Origin of the sequence: Saccharospirillum salsuginis (assembly GCF_014651855.1) — a bacterium.
GTDB classification, from domain to species: Bacteria; Pseudomonadota; Gammaproteobacteria; order Pseudomonadales; family Natronospirillaceae; genus Saccharospirillum; species Saccharospirillum salsuginis.
Genome location: NZ_BMXR01000012.1, coordinates 130,474 through 150,768, shown reverse-complemented (window position 1 = coordinate 150,768; position 20,295 = coordinate 130,474). Strand labels below are relative to the sequence as shown.

Annotated in this window: 22 protein-coding genes; 6 read left to right on the top strand and 16 right to left on the bottom strand. The window is 59.0% G+C overall.

From position 1 onward, the window contains the following. The first annotated feature begins 229 nt into the window (after window positions 1–229). On the top strand, window positions 230–715 hold the full coding sequence (locus tag IE111_RS20390; RefSeq protein ID WP_189612273.1) for a cupin domain-containing protein: 486 nt from the start codon (window positions 230–232) through the stop codon (window positions 713–715). A 310-nt stretch (window positions 716–1,025) separates the two neighbouring features. Here IE111_RS20390 and IE111_RS20385 read toward each other — a convergent pair whose 3' ends face one another. Then, on the bottom strand, window positions 1,026–1,562 hold the full coding sequence (locus IE111_RS20385) for a hypothetical protein (RefSeq protein ID WP_189612270.1): 537 nt from the start codon (window positions 1,560–1,562) through the stop codon (window positions 1,026–1,028). A gap of 206 nt (window positions 1,563–1,768) precedes the next feature. Between IE111_RS20385 and IE111_RS20380 the strand changes: the two genes are divergently transcribed. Continuing rightward, on the top strand, window positions 1,769–2,620 hold the full coding sequence (locus tag IE111_RS20380; RefSeq protein ID WP_189612267.1) for a fumarylacetoacetate hydrolase family protein: 852 nt from the start codon (window positions 1,769–1,771) through the stop codon (window positions 2,618–2,620). Here the strand turns inward: IE111_RS20380 and IE111_RS20375 are convergent. The 5 genes from IE111_RS20375 to ligA form a co-directional block, all read right to left on the bottom strand. Beyond that, on the bottom strand, window positions 2,617–3,489 hold the full coding sequence (locus IE111_RS20375) for an AraC family transcriptional regulator (RefSeq protein WP_189612265.1): 873 nt from the start codon (window positions 3,487–3,489) through the stop codon (window positions 2,617–2,619). The two genes, IE111_RS20380 and IE111_RS20375, sit on opposite strands and share 4 nt — an antisense overlap. Before the next feature lie 253 nt (window positions 3,490–3,742). Beyond that, window positions 3,743–4,546, bottom strand: coding sequence for an L-iditol 2-dehydrogenase (locus tag IE111_RS20370; protein WP_189612263.1), 804 nt, complete (start codon window positions 4,544–4,546; stop codon window positions 3,743–3,745). Window positions 4,547–4,936: 390 nt separating this feature from the next. Next, window positions 4,937–5,947 (bottom strand): amidohydrolase family protein, encoded by a 1,011-nt coding sequence (locus IE111_RS20365; RefSeq protein WP_189612261.1) that lies wholly within the window; start codon window positions 5,945–5,947, stop codon window positions 4,937–4,939. Window positions 5,948–6,037: 90 nt separating this feature from the next. Beyond that, the gene (locus IE111_RS20360; protein WP_189612259.1) at window positions 6,038–6,880 is read right to left on the bottom strand and encodes a class III extradiol dioxygenase subunit beta; all 843 of its coding nucleotides are present in this window, start codon (window positions 6,878–6,880) and stop codon (window positions 6,038–6,040) included. Beyond that, entirely contained in the window at window positions 6,873–7,265 is a 393-nt protein-coding gene (gene ligA / locus IE111_RS20355; protein WP_189612257.1) for a protocatechuate 4,5-dioxygenase subunit alpha, read from the bottom strand. The genes IE111_RS20360 and ligA overlap by 8 nt, the downstream gene beginning before the upstream one ends. Window positions 7,266–7,433: 168 nt before the next feature. Here ligA and IE111_RS20350 point away from each other — a divergent pair, with 168 nt between their 5' ends. Both IE111_RS20350 and IE111_RS20345 read left to right on the top strand, forming a co-directional pair. Then, window positions 7,434–8,327, top strand: coding sequence for a LysR family transcriptional regulator (locus tag IE111_RS20350; protein WP_189612255.1), 894 nt, complete (start codon window positions 7,434–7,436; stop codon window positions 8,325–8,327). Window positions 8,328–8,510: 183 nt separating this feature from the next. Continuing rightward, window positions 8,511–8,954, top strand: coding sequence for a hypothetical protein (locus tag IE111_RS20345; RefSeq protein ID WP_189612253.1), 444 nt, complete (start codon window positions 8,511–8,513; stop codon window positions 8,952–8,954). 63 nt (window positions 8,955–9,017) lie between these two features. Here IE111_RS20345 and IE111_RS20340 read toward each other — a convergent pair whose 3' ends face one another. Continuing rightward, entirely contained in the window at window positions 9,018–9,206 is a 189-nt protein-coding gene (locus IE111_RS20340; RefSeq protein WP_189612251.1) for a YgaP family membrane protein, read from the bottom strand. A 219-nt stretch (window positions 9,207–9,425) separates the two neighbouring features. Further along, window positions 9,426–10,706 (bottom strand): hypothetical protein, encoded by a 1,281-nt coding sequence (locus IE111_RS20335; RefSeq protein ID WP_189612250.1) that lies wholly within the window; start codon window positions 10,704–10,706, stop codon window positions 9,426–9,428. Window positions 10,707–10,980: 274 nt separating this feature from the next. Here IE111_RS20335 and IE111_RS20330 point away from each other — a divergent pair, with 274 nt between their 5' ends. Both IE111_RS20330 and IE111_RS20325 read left to right on the top strand, forming a co-directional pair. Further along, window positions 10,981–11,448, top strand: a complete 468-nt coding sequence (locus IE111_RS20330) for a nuclear transport factor 2 family protein (RefSeq protein WP_189612248.1) — start codon at window positions 10,981–10,983, stop codon at window positions 11,446–11,448. After that, window positions 11,445–12,152, top strand: coding sequence for an alpha/beta fold hydrolase (locus IE111_RS20325; protein WP_189612246.1), 708 nt, complete (start codon window positions 11,445–11,447; stop codon window positions 12,150–12,152). Before IE111_RS20330 ends, IE111_RS20325 begins: the two co-directional genes overlap by 4 nt. 245 nt (window positions 12,153–12,397) lie before the next feature. Here the strand turns inward: IE111_RS20325 and IE111_RS20320 are convergent, their stop codons facing one another. From IE111_RS20320 to IE111_RS20285, 8 genes are all read right to left on the bottom strand, one after another. Beyond that, complete coding sequence (locus IE111_RS20320; RefSeq protein WP_189612244.1) at window positions 12,398–13,348, bottom strand: Gfo/Idh/MocA family oxidoreductase; 951 nt, start codon at window positions 13,346–13,348, stop codon at window positions 12,398–12,400. Continuing rightward, window positions 13,345–14,253 carry a DUF1932 domain-containing protein gene (locus IE111_RS20315; protein WP_189612242.1) on the bottom strand — a complete coding sequence of 303 codons (909 nt, stop codon included), beginning with the start codon at window positions 14,251–14,253 and terminating at the stop codon, window positions 13,345–13,347. Before IE111_RS20315 ends, IE111_RS20320 begins: the two co-directional genes overlap by 4 nt. 109 nt (window positions 14,254–14,362) lie before the next feature. Continuing rightward, the gene (locus tag IE111_RS20310) at window positions 14,363–15,241 is read right to left on the bottom strand and encodes an amidohydrolase family protein (RefSeq protein ID WP_308427564.1); all 879 of its coding nucleotides are present in this window, start codon (window positions 15,239–15,241) and stop codon (window positions 14,363–14,365) included. A 173-nt stretch (window positions 15,242–15,414) separates the two neighbouring features. Continuing rightward, a complete protein-coding gene (locus tag IE111_RS20305; RefSeq protein ID WP_189612241.1) occupies window positions 15,415–16,461 on the bottom strand; it encodes a 4-oxalomesaconate tautomerase in 1,047 nt (348 codons plus the stop codon). Continuing rightward, entirely contained in the window at window positions 16,454–17,125 is a 672-nt protein-coding gene (locus IE111_RS20300; RefSeq protein ID WP_189612239.1) for a 4-carboxy-4-hydroxy-2-oxoadipate aldolase/oxaloacetate decarboxylase, read from the bottom strand. Before IE111_RS20300 ends, IE111_RS20305 begins: the two co-directional genes overlap by 8 nt. Before the next feature lie 204 nt (window positions 17,126–17,329). Beyond that, a complete protein-coding gene (locus IE111_RS20295; RefSeq protein ID WP_189612237.1) occupies window positions 17,330–18,616 on the bottom strand; it encodes a TRAP transporter large permease in 1,287 nt (428 codons plus the stop codon). Beyond that, window positions 18,613–19,143: a TRAP transporter small permease gene (locus IE111_RS20290; RefSeq protein WP_189612235.1), complete on the bottom strand. Its 531-nt coding sequence runs from the start codon at window positions 19,141–19,143 to the stop codon at window positions 18,613–18,615. Before IE111_RS20290 ends, IE111_RS20295 begins: the two co-directional genes overlap by 4 nt. A gap of 76 nt (window positions 19,144–19,219) precedes the next feature. Further along, window positions 19,220–20,245, bottom strand: coding sequence for a TRAP transporter substrate-binding protein (locus IE111_RS20285; protein ID WP_189612233.1), 1,026 nt, complete (start codon window positions 20,243–20,245; stop codon window positions 19,220–19,222). Between the last annotated feature and the right edge of the window lie 50 nt (window positions 20,246–20,295).

The window sequence follows — 20,295 nt, the reverse complement described above, 5'->3', positions numbered from 1 at the left end:
AAATACCAATTGCGGGTGCCGGAGGGCATTCTAACCAGCATGAACGAGCCTAAAACCAATGTGATGCCGGCAAAAAAATACTCTCACAGCCTCACTGCCCACCACGAGGCAGATACAGGTCGGATCGATCCAACGACTAGGCCGTCGTGTGTCCATCACCCAGTTTTACTTCCTTGGTGGGCCATGCCCACCCTACAATGGGGGTTCACAACAACCGGAGGAGTGGGCCGTGAAACCGTTTCTCAACCTGGCTGAAATTACCGAATTCGAACCGTTCGACAAAGGACCCTACCAGGAGCGCTACGCCGGCATCAGCGAAAAAATCGGCGCCAAGAAACTCGGCTATAGCATCACCATCGTACCGCCGGGCAAGAAGTCCTGCCCGTTCCACAACCACCACGTCGCCGAGGAAATGTTCCTCATCCTCGAAGGCAACGGCACCCTGCGCTTCGGCGACGAGGAATACCCGATCAAAGCCTACGACGTCATCGCCTGCCCGCCGGGCGGACGCGATGTGGCGCACCAGATCATCAACACCAGCAACAAAGACCTGAAGTATTTTTGTCTCGGAACCAACGAATCCAGCGAGATTTGCGAATACCCCGACTCCAATAAAATGCTCGCCATGGCCGGCGACCTGGACGCCGGTGTACGCAGAATCCGCCACATGTCTCGAATGGATGAAGACGTGGATTATTTCGAAGGTGAGCTATAGCATACAAGGGTGGGTCGGTCCGACGGTTCGGCTGCCCTCCAGCGGGTATGGTTGCGCCATCGGGTGAAAACACTGGCTTAGCCGACTGAAATGGGCTGGTTTCCATTGGGTGGTTGTTTCAACATGGTGGGCATTGCCCACCCTACGGAACCAAGGGCTAGGGTCGATGCTACTGGCTAGCGGCGGGTGCCGGGGTGGCCTATTTGGGGATGTCGGCCGCCAGGATGGCGGCCGTCAAGCCCCTATGGACGGGTTTATGGCGACCCCAAATAGGTCACCCCGGCACCCGACGCGGGTTCCAGGCAAAAACTCAAAGCCCTTTAACACAGGCCTTCCAAAACCCCCGCCAGTGTTCCACCTGTTCGGGGCTTTCCAGTTTTTCATGCTGAACCCCGAGTGCCGCCTTGTCCGGCGCCTTCTGGTGGATATGTACATTCACCCGTGACCCGTCCGCCAGTCCACAGCGCCAATACCGCCACTTCTCCGTCTCCGACGTATCCGGCCCGCGACTGATCGGAATATCCGACAGCGCCTCCACGCCATCCATATGCCTGGACCAACGGGCCAGCGCCTCATCCATCGACCCCGGCAATGTCTTCGACACCGCCACCTGAAACTGTCCGTCGCAATCCTGCCCCGGCACCCGCCGCCCGATGTGCTGTTCATAGGCTACCGTCACTGTCTGCGCCCACCAGCCGGATACATCACCGCGCTGGCGGATCGTCTCGGCGATGTCTTTGTGGGGAAGTTCCTTGGCATTGTGTTCTTGCAACCACGCCAGCCAGTCATCCCAGGCAATGCCCGTGGCTTTTGCGATCGCGTCGGTGCTGATGGTTTGACTGGCCATTCCATCCTCCTATTTTTGTTTTGGCGGTGTTCCCTGGGGTGGGATGGTCCGACACATCGGCTGCCCACCCTACAGGATCACCAATATAGCCGCAGGTCACCCGGAACGCACCGTTACCGGGGGCTTGAATCTGGATTGTGTAGACTGTTCGAACTAACCTCCGATCAGCGATTGGTCACTCATCGAATACTAGACGGGAATTCATCATGAAACTGCTGACCTTTAACCAAAACGGAACCCCTTGCGTCGGCCTCAGGGAAGACTCCGGCATCCGTGATTTAAGCCCCCTGGCCGACCAACTCGGCACCACCCTCAAAACCATGCTCGAATGCGAAACCCTGGGCCGCATTCACGATCAGGACCTCAGCCAACTCCCCCTGATCGACCCGGACACCATCAGCTACCTGCCGCCGATCCCCAACCCCGATAAAATCCTTTGCATCGGCATCAACTACGCCAGGCACATCGAAGAAACCGGCATGCCCAAACCGCGCCGGCCCATGGTCTTCACCCGTTTCCCCGACACCCAGGTCGGTCATGGCGAAGCCCTGGTTCGCCCGGCCGCGTCGAACAAATACGACTTCGAAGGGGAACTTGCCGTAGTCATTGGTCGTTCCGCCCGCAATGTCCCCGCCGACCAGGCGCTGGATTACATCGCCGGTTACAGTTGTTATAACGACGGCTCTGTCCGTGACTGGCAGATGCACACCTCCCAATTCACGCCCGGCAAGAACTTCCCGCGCAGCGGCAGTTTCGGCCCATGGATGGTCACGCCCGACGAGATTCCCGACCCGAGCCAACTGCACCTGATGACCCGCGTCAACGGCGAAACCCTGCAGGACACACTGACCAGTGATTTGATCTTCGACATCCCGGCGCTGATCGAATACATCAGTACCTTCACACCGTTGAGTCCGGGCGATGTCATCGTTACCGGCACACCGGGCGGCGCGGGCGCCTTTCGCGACCCCAAAGTCTGGTTGCAGCCGGGAGACCGGGTGGAGGTGGAAATCGAAGGGGTTGGATTGTTGTCCAACGAAGTCGTGGCCGAGGATTAGCGGTCGACGGTCTGGTGGCGGTATTCGCTCGGCGTGACGCCTTTCAGGTCGTGAAAACGTCGATTGAAATTGGCGACGTTATTGAACCCGACGTCATAGCAGATCGTGGTGATCTGCCGATCGGTCTCCGCCAACAGGGTACAGGCACGACTGATGCGCACCCGATTGAGAAATTCGACAAAGCGGTTGCCGGTGGTTTTGCGAAAGAAGCTGGAGAAATAGTTTTCGGACATGCCGACCAGTCGGGCTACGTCGCCCAAGTTGATCGGCGTGGCATAGTGTTCGAACACATAGTCGATGACGGTGTTGATTTTGCGCTGCGCCGCTTCGTTGATGAATTCGTTGATCTGGACGGTGGACAGCAGTCGGAAATGCGGCCAGTGATTCAGCTCGTGCAACAGGTCCAGAAACAACAGCAGCCGTTCGAGGCCCCGGCTGTTGCGCAGGCGGTCGAAGTCGCGGCGCGAGCGGTCCAGGTCCCGCCCCTGAAATTCGATGCCGTACTTGGCTTTTTCCCACAACGGGCCGAGTTCGGACAGCTCGGGGAATGCGCCGAGGCAATCGGTGATGCGGGCGGCGTTGAAGTGGATCAGTTGGTCGCGCAGCGGGACGGGCGGTTGGTCCGGGTCGGTGATCCAGTTGTGGGGCAGGCGTGGGCCGGTGAGGATGAGGTGGCCGGGTTCGAAGTTGCGGATGGCGTCGCCGACGAAGAATTTGCCGGTGGTGGCGGTGATGAGGTGGAGTTCGTGGTCGTCGTGGATGTGCCAGCGGATCAACGGGCTGGGGGTGCCGTGTTCGCTGTAGCGAAGTGTGTCGGTGCCGTCGTTGGTCAATTCAACGGCCGGTGCTGTCTTGTTCAGTCTTGTCATACCGAGCCTCGAGTTGTTGAGGCGGTTGGTCGGGTGCCAAAATACGCGACGGCTGCCCGGGTTGCTCCCAGGGGGCCGCCGTGAATACGTCCATGTAGGCTTAGCTTCGGCATCCATGCCTCAGATATCCCCCTGTGAGCAACCCGGGTATCCGTCGCTCGTTTCTGTGGCTGCTCCACCCTCATAGTCCTGTAGGGTGGGATGGTCCGACACATCGGCTGCCCACCGTGACGTTGCCACAACAACCTATTACCTAACTCATCACATTACCACCATCCACATTATAAGTCTGCGCCGTAACATACGCCGACCCGGCCGACGCCAAAAACAACGCCAACCCGCAAATATCCTCCGGTTTGCCCATATACCCCAACGGCACTTCCTCGCCCACAACGCGTTTTTTCTCGCCCAGCGGTCGGTTTTCGTACTTGGCGAACAAGGCATCGACGTCGTCCCACATGGGGGTGTCGATGACGCCGGGGGAGATGGCGTTGACGCGGATGCCGTGGTCGGCGAGGGCGAGCGCGGCGGATTGGGTGTAGCTGATGACGGCGGCTTTGGTGGCGCAGTAGTGGGCGACGAGGGCTTCGCCGCGTCGGCCGGCCTGGGAGGCCATGTTGATGATGCGACCGGGCCGCTGTTGGTCGACCATGGTTCGGGCGACTTTTTGCAGGGTGAAGAAGAGGCCTTTGACGTTGACGTCGAAGAGTTTTTGGTAGCTCTCAAAGCTGGCGTCGAGCAGGGGGGCGAGGTCGAAGACGGCGGCGTTGTTGAACAGGATGTCGATGCCGCCGGTCCAGTCGAGGGTGGCGTTGATGAGACGGTCGATGCTGTCGAGGTCGGCCACGTCGCAGGCGTGGTAGCGGGCTGTGTCGGGGTAGCGTTCGAGCAGGGCGGCGGTAGCGTTGTTGGGGGTGGGGCTGAGGTCACTGAGCAGGCAGCGCGCACCGGCCTGGAGGTAGGTCTCGGCGACGGCGAGCCCGATGCCGCCGCCGGCGCCCGTCAGCAGGGCGGTCTGGTTGGACAGGTCGGTGGAATCGGTAAGGGGGTAGGGCATGCGTATGGCTCTCCAAATTTGTTTTTGTGATGTGGAGAGTTAATCGGAAGTGGCGAGGTCGGGCTAATACAGAGGTCCGGGATATCGATACATTTCTTGGCAGTTGCAGCTACCACCGCGGTCTGTAGGGCAGAAGAGCGACAGCGTTATCTGCCGATTATAACCAAGCCTGAGGGCAATCCACGGGCACATTCGAATTCCAAAGGCAGATAACGCCCTTCGGGCTCTTCTGCCCTACGGTTTACAAGAACGGCAGATGTCGCTTAAGGCTCTTCTGCCCTACACGTCGCGCATCCATATACAAAAAAAGCCGCCCAAAAAGGGCGGCGAAACGCACAACACAGATTAGAAACCAGGCGGTGAATCAAGGCGGGCAATCCGCCCCGAACATCACGCCTTCAAACGCGGAAACAGCGCCCGCGCGTTGTCCTCGAACACCATTTTCTTCTCGGCGTCGGAGAGCCGGGTATTCGCATCGATATAACGCTTGGTGTCGTCGAAATTATGCCCGGTGCGTGGGTCGACACCGCGCACGGCGCCGATCATTTCGGACGCGAACAGGATGTTTTTGGTCGGAATCACGTCGAGCAACAAGTCGATGCCTTCCTGGTGATACACGCAGGTGTCGAAGTAGACGTTGTTCAGTACCCGTTCTTCCAGATCACCCAGGCCCATGTCCTGCGCCATGCCCCGGAAACGACCCCAGTGATAGGGCACGGCACCGCCGCCGTGCGGGATGATGAATTTGAGGTCCGGGAAGTCCTTGAACAGGTCGGACATCATCATGTGCACGAACGCTGTGGTGTCGGCGCTCAGGTAGTAGGAGCTGGTGGTGTGGAAGCACTCGTGGCAGGCGCCGCTGACGTGGATCATCGCGGGGATGTTCAGCTCGCTCATTTTCTCGTAAATCGGGTACCAGAACTTGTCGTGCAGCGGCTTGTCTTTCCAGAAGCCGCCGGACGGGTCCGGATTCAGGTTACAGCCGATAAAACCCATCTGGTTGACGGTGCGCTCCAGTTCGGCGACGCAGGCTTCCGGTGTGACCTGGGGGCTTTGCGGCAGCTGCGCCACCGGGGCAAAGTTCTGCGGGAACAGATCGCAGACGCGGCGGATCAGGTCGTTGCAGTGTTCGGTCCAGGCGACGCTGGTGCTTTCGTTGCCGAGGTGGTGGCCCATCCAGCTGGCGCGCGGGGAAAAGATGGTCAGGTCCGTGCCGCGTTCGCGTTGCAACTTGAGCTGGTTGTTCTCGATGCTCTCGCGAATCTGGTCGTCGGTGATGTTCAGCACGCCCTTGGCCGTGCGAAAGTTCGCGTCCTGTTGCAACTCCGCTTTCTGGCGGTCGCGGTATTCGCCCAACTCGGCTGGCGCGGTAGTGTAATGGCCATGGCAATCGATGATCATGATCGTCTCCTGTCTGTAGGAGCGCACTCCGTGCGCGACAAGTTTGCTTCAATGAAACAATGTCGCGCACAGAGTGCGCTCCTACATTAACTAGTTGTCGTCTTCGAGAATAATCAAACCGGCACCGGTGTTGGACGCGGGTACGTGATAGAAACTGTAGGTCTCTTTCGCCTGTTCGCCCAGCGCACCGCGCATGATCAGCCACATCACCAGTTCGATGCCTTCGGAACCGGCTTCGCGCATATATTCGACGTGCGGTTTTTTCGTCAGCCCGACCGGGTCGGCCGTCAGGTCACGCAGGAACGCCTTGTCGAAATCCTCGTTGACCAGACCGGCGCGCTCACCCTGCAATTGGTGCGACATACCGCCGGTGCCGAAAATCGCCACCTTCAGGTCTTTGTCGTAGGCTTCGACGGCCTTGCGGATGGCACGACCCAGGTCGAAACACCGCTTCCCGGTCGGCGGTGGGTACTGGATCACGTTGACGCACAGCGGAATGATCTTGCACGGCCACTCGCTCGGTTGGTCGAACATGATCGACAGCGGTACGGTGCAGCCGTGGTCGATGTCCATCTCGTTGGCGATGGTCATGTCGAACTCGTCCAGGATCAACGACTCGGCCAGGTGCCAGGCCAGTTCCGGGTCACCCTCGGCCGCCGGAACCTGACGCGGGCCATAGCCCTCGTCGGCCGGTTCGAAGCGGTCGGCGACGCCCAGAGTGAACGTCGGGATCAGGTTCAGGCCGAAGGCGGAGGCGTGGTCGTTGTAGACGACGATGGCCACATCCGGCTTGTGTTCCTGAATCCAGTCGCGGGCCCACTGATAGCCGTCGAACAACGGCTTCCAATACGGGTCCTGGGTCTTGCCGTTGTCGATGGCCGCCCCGATGGCCGGAACGTGGGACGTACCGATGCCGGTAACGATCTTAGCCATGGACGTTCTCCTGCTCTTTGCTGCGGTTGCCTTCGATCGGACGGCCGCCGTTGATCATCATTTGCCGGAAATCCTCCTCGGTGATGCCGGACATGGCACCGCCGACATACTGCATGGAGCGGCCGTCGAATATGGCGAGCTTGAAGGTGTAATAGATGTTGCCGCCCAGACGCAGCATGCCCAGCCAGTCACGGTCGAGCACGGCCTGGCGCTGCTGCGGCGTCAATTTGAATCGGTCGAGGTAGGCCGCTTCGTCTTTACGGAATTCATCGCGGTTCTCGGCCTTGTTCAGCGACATGCAGAACATGTTCAGGTGGTAGCCCTTACGACAGTGCTCACCGTCCATCACATAGGTACCGGGGATGTCGTCGTAGTCGTGTTTCATAGCCTGTCTCTCATGGTCGTCCGGCTGCACCGGGGTGCGGCCAAAACTGATGGGGCGCTGTCGGATATCACTTTGTAGCGATTTGAAAACAGTCGACCCTCGGGGGTGACAACCAGAGTAGTTAAGTGCACAATTTGGAACAACCCAGCTGATTAGGACGTTTCGTTCGTGAAGTGGAACATAGCCGATCTGCCCGTTTTCGTGGCCGTAGTCGAAAAAGAAGGCATTTCCTCGGCCGCCCGAGCCCTGCGGATGCCCAAATCCAGCGTCAGTCGTTTCATACAGCGGTTGGAGGACGACCTGCAGGTGCGCCTGCTTGAACGCAACTCCCGCCAGATGCGCATGACCAGCGAAGGCGAGGTGTTCTACAAGCACTGCCAGCTGATCATGGAACAGGTCGAAGCGGCCGACGCCCACATGAACGGCCTGGGCCACACACCCAGCGGCGAGCTGACTGTCTCCCTGCCGATGGCGTTCAGCCGCCATGTCCTGGCCGGTCACCTGCAGCGTTTTCACGAGCGTTACCCGGAAATCCAGTTGCACATCCAGGTCACGCCCACGGCGGTCGACCTGATCGGCGAACACATCGACCTGGCTGTGCAGGTCGGCGAACTGCCGGATTCGGAACTCATCGCCGTCCCCCTGTTCGAAACGCCGCTGATCTGGGTCGCAAGCCCCAAACGCTACAAGGCCGACCAACGCTTCGCCGACCTGGAGGACTTGCTGGCGCACGTTCAGGTGTGCGAGCGCCGATACAATAACGCGCCTCTGGTGGTGCGCTACCAGGGCGATCGGCAACGCATCGAGATCGACGCCGCCATAGAGACTACGGACCCGATCATGGTGCGCGACACCGTCATCGCCGGCAGCGGCGTCGCCCTGCTGCCCGCCATCTATTGCCGCGATGCGATCGCCGACGGCCAGCTGGTGCAGGTCGCCACCGACGTACAAATGGACCAGCTCGCCAAAGCCTCGGCGGTGTACACCAGCCGGCGTATGCTGAGCGCCAAGACGCGGTTGTTCATCGAGTTTTTGAAGGAATTGACGGCGGAATTGCAGTAACGTCACGGTAAATGGTTCTACCCTTAGAAAGAGGGTAGCCTTATGCGCTCGATCTATTGCAGTGAGTGCTGTAGGCCGGGTTGTATTTCCACTTGACCAGAATGACAACAATAAGGAGAAGGAATGTTATACCTGAGAACAATCTTATGCTTGGCAATCCTGGCCGTCTTGTCGGGATGTGCTATGAAAAATATCCAGCCCTACCAGGGAGAGAATGAGGGCTTGGTGATCATCCCTACGGACGTTACCGCAGCACCTGGACATGAGATCTGGTATGACTACGTATTTACGGTTAATAACCTGGATACCGATGAGCAACATCGGCTTCGAATAAGCCCGCGCGTAGGTGATGAATATGAGTTTCTGGGACAATTACCCGAGGGGCGCTACATCATTGAGCGAAGGGTCAGTATTGCCAAGAATGGGCGGCGAGTTTACCCCAGATCAATGGTCAAACGGTTTGAAGTTGAGGCGGGTAAGGTCTCCATACCCTTTAAGTTGGAAATCAGCAGCCATGACAATGCACAATATTTCAATATGACATTCTATTCCCGACATGATCAACGCCGTTTGTTTGAAGAGCAACTGGCCCCCAGGTCGGATTTTCAGGGTTGGGCGCTAAAATAGTAACGGTGTTCAAACAGAAAAGGGATCCGGAAGAGATTGCCCGGATCCCTATCGCTTTGAAAATCAAGACTTCTTGCGGGTGGAGAACCGGAACGGCAGATAGGCCGGACACACCCGGACGATACCGGTAGCCAGCACCACTACACCGATCAACCCCCACCAACCGATCACGCCTGTGACACCCAGGGCAATCAGCGCCAGTCCGATTATGATGCGGGCGACTCGATCCGCCCCGCCGACGTTCGTCAACATGGTGGTACTCCTTTTGTTTAGGTGATTCTAATGTACTAGGAGTACGGTGGATTGCCAGCGGTGGATGCGTTCGCATGAGGGAATCGGCCAGTCTATTGATCCAGCTCAACAGTTGTACGGATAGCAAACCATACTTAATGCGTCGTCGCAGTGCGGAAAAGCCGGAGACGTACTCCGGCGACGGAACTCACATTCAATGGTTTACATACAAAGCACTGGCTATCGACCGAGCCAGACATAATTAAAGGTTAGCCCACCATCAAAGGTACCGGTGGGCCGGTATACTTCTGTTATGGATGTCGGGCCGGTGAGAGTGGACAAGTTATCTATCTTGCCAACCCAACTGTGAAGACCTGGAGTGGACATGTGCGCCCACAGAGTGTCGTTGTCGATATACCCAACCAAGACAGGGTCCCCGGTGTAGATCCGAGTAGTGACTTCGCTGATGGGGTCGAGTTGATCTACGGCGGACACAGTAAAGCGATCGGGTTCATCGTATTGGGTAAATTCTCCCCAATAATAAATATAGTCACCGGCGACTCCAGCTCCGACCAGACCACGGTCTGGCAGTACATCCAGAACACGAAAGCTCATCGTGTCCTCATTGAATTCAATCAGGTCGTTTACCCAGAGGCGTAGGTAGTAGCTTCTATTTTCAATAGTCCCTATCCATTGGATATCTCGTTCGCAAGGGCCCTCGATATTATCTGTGGAATGACCGACCAGTTCAGTGGATAACGTCTCATCAGCATTTACCCGGTTTATATCATTGAGAGAAGACACGGATGTCGAACTCGCCAAATAGTAGAGATCTCCACTGGCTCCTTTCCAGTAGAATACGCCAGGGTCATGCTCAATTCGCTTACCACCTGTTCCCGATGTAATATGAGTCGTGCACAGACCGCTGCCGCTGATATCCCGGGTGGTGTAAGCCAGCAACCCGGAATCGGACAACATAAAGTGGGTTACATGTTTCGAGCCTAACACGGGCGAGGATTTCAATTGTCCATCTGAAGTAAAGTGGGCCGATTGTAGCTCTACAGTGTTGCTCTTATGGTCGGTTATTCTGAAGGCATAGCGATCATTGATAGTCTGGATGTCATTGCGTTCGTAGTCATTAGCGTTCGCATAGCTTGTAAAAATACTGGTATCGTTGTGGCCGTCTAGACTTGTATAGCCATCGAACGGAATGGCTTTTCCGGACGCCCGATGTACCGCGTAATCGTAATAGTTAATATTGACATAAAGCAGGTTGCTTCGGCCCACTGTTGGAAATGTACTGTGCAATTCCATTTCGTCACCCTGGACGTCGTTCAGAGCGACGGTTTCCACCGAGCCATCGAAGGTGATCTTTTTTAACGATTGTGTGTCATCAGAAAAGACGGCAAGGGCATCCTGAATGTGGATGTCGCTGGGTATAGGGTCTTCTTCGGTGTATTCACAAGCAAATAGCAAGAGTACTGTGGGTAGGATAATGGTAATTCGTCTAATACTTTTCACACGGAGATTCCTTAGAGAAGTAAATAATCCATTTGCCGTTGTTGTCGGCAAGTTTAAGTTGATGGGCGAATTTACCAGAAAAACCGAGCTTGGCAACGCTTATCATTTCTGTTGCAGGAAAACACCGATCGACTTCGTATAACAGTGATCGAACAGGCCAGGTCGTCGAGTTTCGATATATTGGGGTGCCATGGCGGAACGCACTGTTCAGTGCCCCACACCAGCCTGTGAATCAGTATGCTGGAGGCATTCCAACTGATTGTGTGAGGCCTTTATGTCCACCCAGCTCTCCGAACTGGACCGCTGCCTGATCCACCGCGCTGTGGAGGATCTGGTCAACGAGGCCCAGAACGCCCTGGACGAACGGGATTTCGGCCGGTTCGCGGCTCTGTTTGTGGAAAACGGCCGCCTGTTCCGTCCGACCACGCCAGACCCGTTGGTAGGACCGGACGCGATACGGGACTCCTACGGCAAGAACCCGCCCAACCGGTTCAACCGGCATTTGATCACCAATTTCCGGGTCGACATCCACTCTTCCGTGGAAGTGAAGGCCAGGGCCTACGTCACCCTGATGTCGACCGAAGCCGGAGACCAGGTGGCCGAGGTGTTCGGCGCGCCGGTACACCGTTGCCTGGTCGGGGAGTTCCACGACCACTGTGTGCGCACCAAGAACGGCTGGCGCTTTCAGGAGCGCCGTGCTGAATTTACCTTGAACATGCCGATCGCGAGGGATGAATCATGAAACCGACGCTGATGCTGCTGCCCGGACTGATGTGCGACCGCACCGTTTGGGAACCCCAAATCGAAGCCCTGCAGGATGAGTGGCACTGCGTGGTACCGAACTATGAGTTCGCCAGCAGTCTGAAAGCCATGGCCCATCACGTACTCGACGAGGCGCCGGATCGGTTCGCCCTGGCCGGCCACTCCATGGGTGGGCGTGTTGCGCTGGAAGTGATGCGCCAGGCCCCCGAACGGGTAGTCCGCCTGGCACTGCTCGATACCGGCTACAAAGCACTGGCAAAGGGTGACGCCGGCGAGAAAGAAATCGCCGGTCGTATGCGGCTGGTCAAAATGGCGCGCGAGGAGGGCATGCGCGCGATGGGCGCGGACTGGTTGCAGGGCATGGTGCATCCGGACCGGCTGGACGATGAAGACTTGTGCGGGCGGATTCTGGATATGATCGCCAGCAAGACACCAGAGATATTCGAGCGGCAGATCCACGCGTTGATCAATCGACCGGACGGTGGTGAAGTGCTTGAACAGATTACGTGCCCAACGACGTTTATGTGTGGCCGTCAGGACGGATGGAGCCCGCTGGAGCGGCACTACGAGATGGCGGAACTGGTGCCGGGCAGCGAAGTGATTCCAATCGAGGAGGCCGGGCACATGAGTACGATGGAGCGGCCTGAGGCGATGAACGCCGCCATGCGGAAGTGGTTGGCGTAGGCGCCTAAGTCCATGCGCGATGGTGGATTTGTAGGGCAGAAGAGCCCTAGGCGACATCTGCCGAGTGGATCCGTGCCGTCGGGATGACCCACAACCGTAGGGCAGAAGAGCCTGAAAGGCGTTATCTGCCATTTTGAAGCGACAATGGATGAGCCATTGGCTCGGTTGTCCATTCGGCAGATGTCGCCTAAGGCTCTTCTGCCCTACGGTAGCCGGGCAATGGTGTATCCATTGCCCGGCTTTTCTTATTCCTCTTCCAGGATCTTTTCCAGTTTGTTCAGGGTTTCCATGGCCGGTAGGCACTGGGCTACGCTGGCGTTGGGTTCGCGGCCTTCCTGGATGGCGCTGATGAACTCGCGGTCCTGCAGTTCGATGCCGTTCATCGAGACGTCGACGTTGCTTAAATCGATCGGGTTTTCGTTGCCGTCGACCAGGTCGTCGTAGCGGGCGATGTAGGTGCCGTTGTCGCAGATGTAGCGGAAGAAGGTGCCGAAGGGGCCTTCGTTGTTGAAGCTGAGCGACAGGGTACACAGGGCGCCTGAAGGCACCTTCATGCCGATGCTCATGTCCATGGCGATGCCCAGTTCCGGGTGCGTCGGGCCTTCCAGCGCCTGCAGTTTGCTGGCTTCCTCGCCGGTCTGGTACTGGAATAGGTCGACGGTGTGGCAGGCGTGGTGCCACAGCAGGTGGTCGGTCCAGCTGCGCGGTTTGCCGAGGGCGTTTTTATTGCTGCGGCGGAAGAAGTAGGTCTGCACGTCCATTTGCTGGATCTTCAGCTCGCCTTTCTGGATCTTGTTGTGGATCCACTGGTGGCTGGGGTTGAAGCGACGGGTATGACCGGCCATGGCGACCTTGCCGGTTTCCCGCTGCACCTTGACCAGTTCGCGCGCGTCCTCGATGTTGTCCGCCATCGGGATTTCCACCATGACGTGCTTGCCGGCTTTGAGGCACTGAATGGCCTGGCTGGCGTGCAGTTGCGTCGGCGTGGCGAGGATGACGCCATCGAGTTCCGGTTGTTTCAGGGCGTCCGCCAGGTCGGTGAAGGCGTGTGGAATCTTGCGTTCCTTGGCGAATTCGTTAATGGCGTCGGCTTCGCGTCCGACGACGGAATGCACTTCGATGCCGTCGATTTTCGCGAGGGCGTCGAGGTGTTTCATACCGAAAGCGCCGGCGGCACCGGCTACACAGATTTTCATGAGTCAGCCTCCTTCATGGGGGTGAGTTTCAAAGCGTGAATGAGCGAATCGGCGGTGGTCCGGTAGTCGTCTTGCGACACCGTCAGACCCAGTTCCCCCACCCGTCGTTGCCAGCGAACCGTGCCGGCGGAGAGGGGTTCGTCGATGCCCAGGTGATGTAAAAATTCGCAGACTTCGTCCATCTCCGCCGCCCGGCGGATACCGTGTTGGGCCATGCGTTCCAGGTTGTATCCGGCGCGCTTCGCCCAGTCGAAACCAGGGTGGGAGGCTTCCAGCGACGCGATGACCTGTTCGTCGACGCCCGCCAGTCGGCCCGCCACCACACACTCGGCGAACAACGCCTCCATACCTTTTACCATGATGCTGCGCACCATTTTGACGGATGAAGACGTGCCCACCGGGCCGGGTTCGACGGTCGCGTTCATGTTCAACCGGTCGAACACGGCTTTGGCGGCTTCAGCGTGGTCGCCGCTGAGCAACAAAGGAGTGCGATGTCGACCGGGATGCACCGGTGCCATGACGGCGACATCGACGTAACGACCGCCGACGGCGTCGATCAATTTGGCGGATGTCTGTTTGGTCTGGGGCGCGCAAGAATTGCAGTCGAAAAAGAGGGCGCCCGGGCTTAATAAAGGTGCGGCCTGTTCCGCTACCAGGGCGGCCTGGTCGGCGGTCACGACCGAGAACACGACATCCGCACTGGCCAGTGCCTCGGCCAGACTGGGTGCACCTTTCACGGCCTGGGCGTTGTAACGATCTTCCATCCACCGACGGCTGTCCGCGTCCTGGTCGGTCTTGATGTCGTAGGCGGTCAGGCCGGTCACCAGGGTGCGGTCCAGGCCGCCGACGAAGGCGTCGGCGGCTTCGCCGAAGCCGATGAAGGCGATGTTCAGGCGGTTGTCCATGGTGTGTCTCCAATAGAAGATTGTCCCTCTCCCCAGCCCTCTCCCAGCGGGAGAGGGAGCTAAACATCCCCCCTCCCGCTGGGAGAGGGTTAGGGAGAGGGAGTGTCTTTTACCTTTCCCAATACAGCCGCATCGGATTCTCAACCAGCAACTTCTGCTGCAACTCATCAGTTGGTGCGATGCGCGGAATCACGTCCACCAACACACCGTCGTCCGGTACGTGCGATTTCATGTTCGGGTGCGGCCAGTCCGTGCCCCACAGCACCCGGTCCGGGAAACGCTCGACCAGGTTGCGCGCGAAGGGGACGACGTCGTCGTAGTCCGGGCCTTGAACGGTAAGCCGTTCGGGGCAGCTGACCTTGGTCCAGATGCTCGGGTGCTCGTCCATCAATTGGATAAAGCGTTGGAAGCCGGCGCCGTCGACACCCTCGGTCACGTCCGGTCGGCCCATGTGGTCGACGACGATGGTGGTGTCGAACTGTTCCAGCAGCGGGATCAGGCCTTCGAGATCCGGTGCTTCGAAATACACGACCACGTGCCAGCCTAGCGGTTTGATCTTCTCGTAGATGCCGAGGAAAACCTCCCAGGGGGTGTCGTCGACCAATCGCTTGACGAAGTTGAAACGCACGGCGCGCACGCCGGCGTTGTCGAGTTCTTTCAGTTCGGCTTCAGTGATGTCCTGACCGACGACGGCGACGCCGCGTGCCAGGTCGCCGGCGGAGTGCAGGGCATCGACCAGGGCGTCGTTGTTTTTGCCGTGACAGGAGGCCTGAACGATGACGTTGCGTTCGAAGCCGAGGTGGTCGCGCAGGGCGAACAGTTTGTCCTTGCCAGCGTCGCACGGGGTGTATTTACGCTCCGGCGCGTACGGGAATTCGGCCTCGGGGCCGAAGACATGGCAGTGGGCGTCGACCGCGCCCTTGGGTGGCACGTAGTCGGGTTTTTTCGGGTTCGGGTGGAAGGGTAGGTAGCCTTCGCTCATGGGCATGGTGGTTGCTCCTGGCCGGTGGTTTGGCCTCAATTTGTTGCCTGTGGTCGGCCCGGGAACCGGTAGCCCCTTTAGAGGTCGGCGTGGACCCATCCATGGGGCCTAGACCGCAGCATCCCTGCTGCGGACTCCCACTCAAGGAGCAACCGGTACCCGGACCTGACAGAGTTGCCTTAATCGAAGACAACCCCATCCATCAGTTTTCTTGCGGTCCTCAAAATCGCCGCACTTTCAATATCGCCGTTGTCATTCCGGCTCAATACAACCGTGGTTTTCCCGATCGGATGTTCGATGTCCATCGAGTCGCCCTGGATGTTCGCTACTTCATTGGCGATTGAACCGTCCAGCGCCGCGGCGGTAGCGACGGATACCGCGCCGAGCACGCCGATGGAAGCATGGCACCGGTGCGGGATGAACGTTCGGGTGTTGAGCACGCCGCCGTGTTGCGGTGGGCTGACCAGGGTCATTTTCGGGACAGTTTTTTCGGTGACGTCGCCGAGGTTCATCAGATAGCCGGCCTGCAGGCGGATTTTTTCGAGTCGGGTTTTGAGCGCCGCATTGTTGTCCAGCGCTTCGCGGGTCTCGGTGCCGGTGATGTCGAAGTCGCGCGCGCGCAATAAGACCGTCGGCATGCCGTTGTCGATGCAGGTGACGCGGCAACCGTCGATGGTGTCGTAGGTGTTGCCGGTCGGCAGTAGGGCACCGCAGCTGGAGCCGGCGGTGTCCTTGAAGGTGATCAGCACAGGGGCGGCCGTGCCGGGCACGCCGTCGATGGCCGCGTCGCCTTCGTAGGTGACTTCACCGCCAGGCGTCTGCACCTGTTCGACGGCGACCTGGCCGGTGTTGACCATGAACACACGCACCGGGGTCTCGCCGTCCTGCGCTTCAACCAGACCGCGTTCGATGGCGAACGGGCCGACGCCGGCGAGCATGTTGCCGCAGTTTTGCGCATCGCTCACCAGGGCTTCGTCGACGTAGACCTGCAGGAACAGGTATTCGACATCGACGTCCGGTTTGTCCGATTTGGAAACGACGGCGACCTTGGCGGTCAGCGGGTCGGCCCCGCCCATGCCGTCGATCTGGCGCGGGTCGGGCGAGCCCATGATGCGCAGCAGGAAGCGGTCGCGCTGCGCCATGTCTGTCGGCAGGTCTTCCGCCAGGAAAAACCCGCCTTTCGACGTGCCGCCGCGCATCCACATGCAAGTGACGGCGTCAGACATAGGTCAGGCCCTTTTCTTTCAAACGGTCGCGCATGTTGTAAATGTCGAGGCCGAGTTCACCGGCGGCGAGCCGTTGACGTTTTTCTTCCTCGTTGGCCATACGCTTGCGTGACTTTTCCAACACATCTTTGGCTTCCTCGCGGCGGACCACGCAGACGCCATCGTCGTCGGCGACGATGATGTCGCCCGGGTTGACCAGTTCACCGGCGCACACGATGGGTACGTTCACCGAACCCAGGGTTTCCTTGACGGTGCCCTGAGCGAATATCGATTTGGACCAGACCGGAAAGTTCATTTCGGTCAGGTCTTTGGTGTCGCGCACGCCGGCGTCGATGATGAGACCGACACCGCCGCGCGCCTGCATAGAGGTGGCGAGCAGGTCGCCAAAGTAACCGGCGTTGGAAGGCGACGTTGGCGCCAGCACCAGGATGTCGCCGGCCTGAACCTGTTCGATGGCGACGTGCACCATCCAGTTGTCGGCCGGCGGTGCGGAAATGGTGACGGCGGAAGCGGCGATTTGCGCGCCCTTGTAGATCGGGCGCATGTAGTCGGCCAGCAGGCCCTTGCGGCCCTGGGCTTCATGGACGGTGGCAACGCCGCATTCGGCCAGGCCTTTGATGACGTCGGCATCGGCGCGTTCGATGTGTTGGACCACTTTGCTCATGGTGTAGTTCCTCGATAAGTTACAATTCAAGTTCCGAAGTTCGATGATGGCTAGCGCCGGATGCCGGGTGGCCCCATTCGGGGTTGTCGGCAGCCAGGATGGCTGCCGTCAAGCCCCCATGGATGGGTTCATGGCGACCCCGAATGGGGCCACCCGGTAGCCGGCGCGGGTTCTGGCACAAAGTCGCGAACTCCGAAGCATGAGTTACAACAACCCCAGTGCCAGCACCGGGAAGGCGATCAACAAAGCCAGGCGCACTACGTCGGACAACACAAACGGAATAACGCCTTTGAAGATTTCCGTAATGCGCACGTCTTCGGATACCGATTTGATGACGAAGACGTTCATCCCGATCGGCGGTGTGATCAGTCCGAGTTCCACGGTGATGACGGTGATGATGCCGAACCAGATCGGGTCGAAACCGGCCTGCATGGCGAGCGGGTAAACGATCGGCACGGTCAGCAGCAACATGGCGATCGAATCCATCACCATGCCCAGCACGATGTACAGCGCCAGGATGCACAGCAGGATCATGAACGGCGTCAGGTTCCAGGAGGTGACGATCTCCACCAGCGTGAAGGAAATGCGCGAGACCGACAGGAAATAGCCGAAAATTTCCGCGCCGATGACCATGAAAAAAATCATCGTCGACATGATTAGGGTTTCCTGAATGGACGCGAGAAAATCCTTCCGGGTCATGCCGCGAACCAGGGCGATGATTAAAGTGCCGGCGGCACCGACGGAGGCGGCTTCGGTCGGCGTAAAAATACCGCCGTAAATACCACCGATGATCAGCGCGAACACACCGCCGAACGGCACCAGGCCTTTCAGGCCGCGCATTTTTTCCATGAAGGTGGTGGCGTCGCCCGGTGTCGCCAGTTCCGGTTTCCAGGCGACCACGGCCGCGATGGCGATCATGTACAGCAACAGACCCATCAGGCCCGGAATGATGCCGGCGATGAACATATCGCCGACCGATTGTTCGGTCAGCAGGCCGTACAACAACAAGGCGATGGACGGCGGAATCATGATGCCGAGCGTGCCGCCGGCGGCCAGGGTGCCGGTAGCCAGTGACGACGCATACCCGTTCTTTTTCATCTCCGGCAGCGCGACCTTCGACATGCTCGCGGCGGTCGCCAGAGACGAACCGGAGATGGCGGAGAAAATACCGCAGGAGGAGACCGCCGCCAACGCCATGCCGCCGCGCCAGGCGCCGAACAACGTCTTGGCGCCGTGGAAGAGTTCCGCGGACATGCGCGCCTTGGACGCGAATACCCCCATCAGAATGAACATCGGAATCGGGCTGAAGCTGTAGTTCGACAACGTATCGAAAGCGCCGTTTTCCAGAATGGAAACCGCCGGCTGGAAGGCGACGATCAAACCGAACCCGACAAAGCCGGACGAGGCCATGGCCAGGGCGATGGGCATGCGCAGGGCAATCAGCCCGAGCATGCCGATGATGCACAGAAGACCGATCATTTCACCACTCATGACGCGTCCCCCGTGACCTGGATTTCTTTTTCTTTCAGGAAGAACTCGGCGTACGCCACGCTGACACCGCGCAGCCCGAGCATGAACATACCGACCGCGGTCAGCACGTAGATGTATTGCATGGGAATCAACAAATCCTGTGTGGTTTCACCGCTGGCGACGGCCGCGTGTGCCGACTCGACCATGCGGTAACTCATCAGAAAACCGAATACCCCGAAGAACAGGGTGTAGACACCGGCCAGGCGTTCCTTCATCCATTCCGGCAGATTGTCGGTGAACAGATCGACCACAACCTGGGCGCGCGGCAGGGCGTAGGGCATGGCGAAGGTCAGCGACAGCAGCAATCCATAGCGCACAATTTCAAAACTGCCCTGGAAGGTCAGGTCGAGGCGACCTCCGGTGAGGCCGAACACGGTCCGGGTCAGGATGTCGATCAGCACGGCCACCAGCATCACCACCAAAAAGGCGCCGCCAATGACATTCAGGACAAAAGCCGCCTGACGAATCCAGTTGATCAGGGTTCGCACAAGATTGCTCCTATGAATAAAACCGATGAGAGCGGTGCCCACGACCGTGGGCACCGTTGAGTGTCATCCGAGCGGATCAGATTTCACATTGAGAGCGCAGTTCCAGAGCGCGCTCGTAGACTTCGCGAGCCGGCAGGCCGCGGGATTCCAGATCCGCCAGGTAGGCTTCACGGGCATTGTCGATGTAAGGCGTCCAGGCCGGGTTACCGGTGCCGCCCTCGATGCGGATGATTTCATGACCATCGTCTACGGCTTGCTGGCGACCTTTCACGTCCAGGGCGTCGAAGACTTCCCCGGCTTTCATCGCCCAGTCAATGCCAGTGTTGGCATCGATCACCGCCTTGTTCTCGTCGGACAGGCTGTTGTAGACGCTGTCGTTCATGGTGACGACGAACGACAGGGTGTACAGACCGCCGATCTCGGTGTGGGAGTCGGCCAGCTCGTTCAGACGGAAGGACAGGGCGCCTTCCCAGGGCAGGGCGACGCCGTCGATCACGCCGCGCTGCATGGAGGTGTAGCTTTCCGGAGCCGGCATGCCGACCGGCTGAGCGCCGAGTTCGGTCAGGATGTTGGCGACCACGGTGGTCGGGCGACGGATGCGCAGGCCTTCCAGGTCGGACGGTTCGGTAATGGACGTATCGGCGACGTGGAACAGGCCCGGACCGTGCGTGAACAGGAAGACCGGACGGGTGTCGGCGTATTCGTCATCCAGGTGGCCTTCGTCCAGCAGCGTCTGCAGAACGCAGGAACCCTGCTTGGCGCTGTCGACCACGCCCGGCAGTTCGACGATCTGGGTCAGCGGGAAGCGGTTGGCGGTATACCCCTGAACGGTGGCGGTCACGTCCATGATGCGGTTCTTGACGGCATCGTACTGGGCCGGAGGAGCCGCCAGGGCGCCGCTGGGGTAGACCTCGACCTCGATGCGGCCGTTGGACTCTTCCTCGATGGTGTCGGCCCAGACCTGCATCAGGTCGGTGTGCGGACCGGCCACGGACGGCCACAGGTGACCGACGCGCAAGGTAACGTCCGCGGCCTGGGCCGAGAACGCGGTAGTGGCGGCCACCAGGCCGGCCAGACTGGTCTTCTTAACAAGCTCGAGCATGGTCGTTGTCCTCATTGTTTTTGTTATAACGTTCAACACCGGGTTCGGAC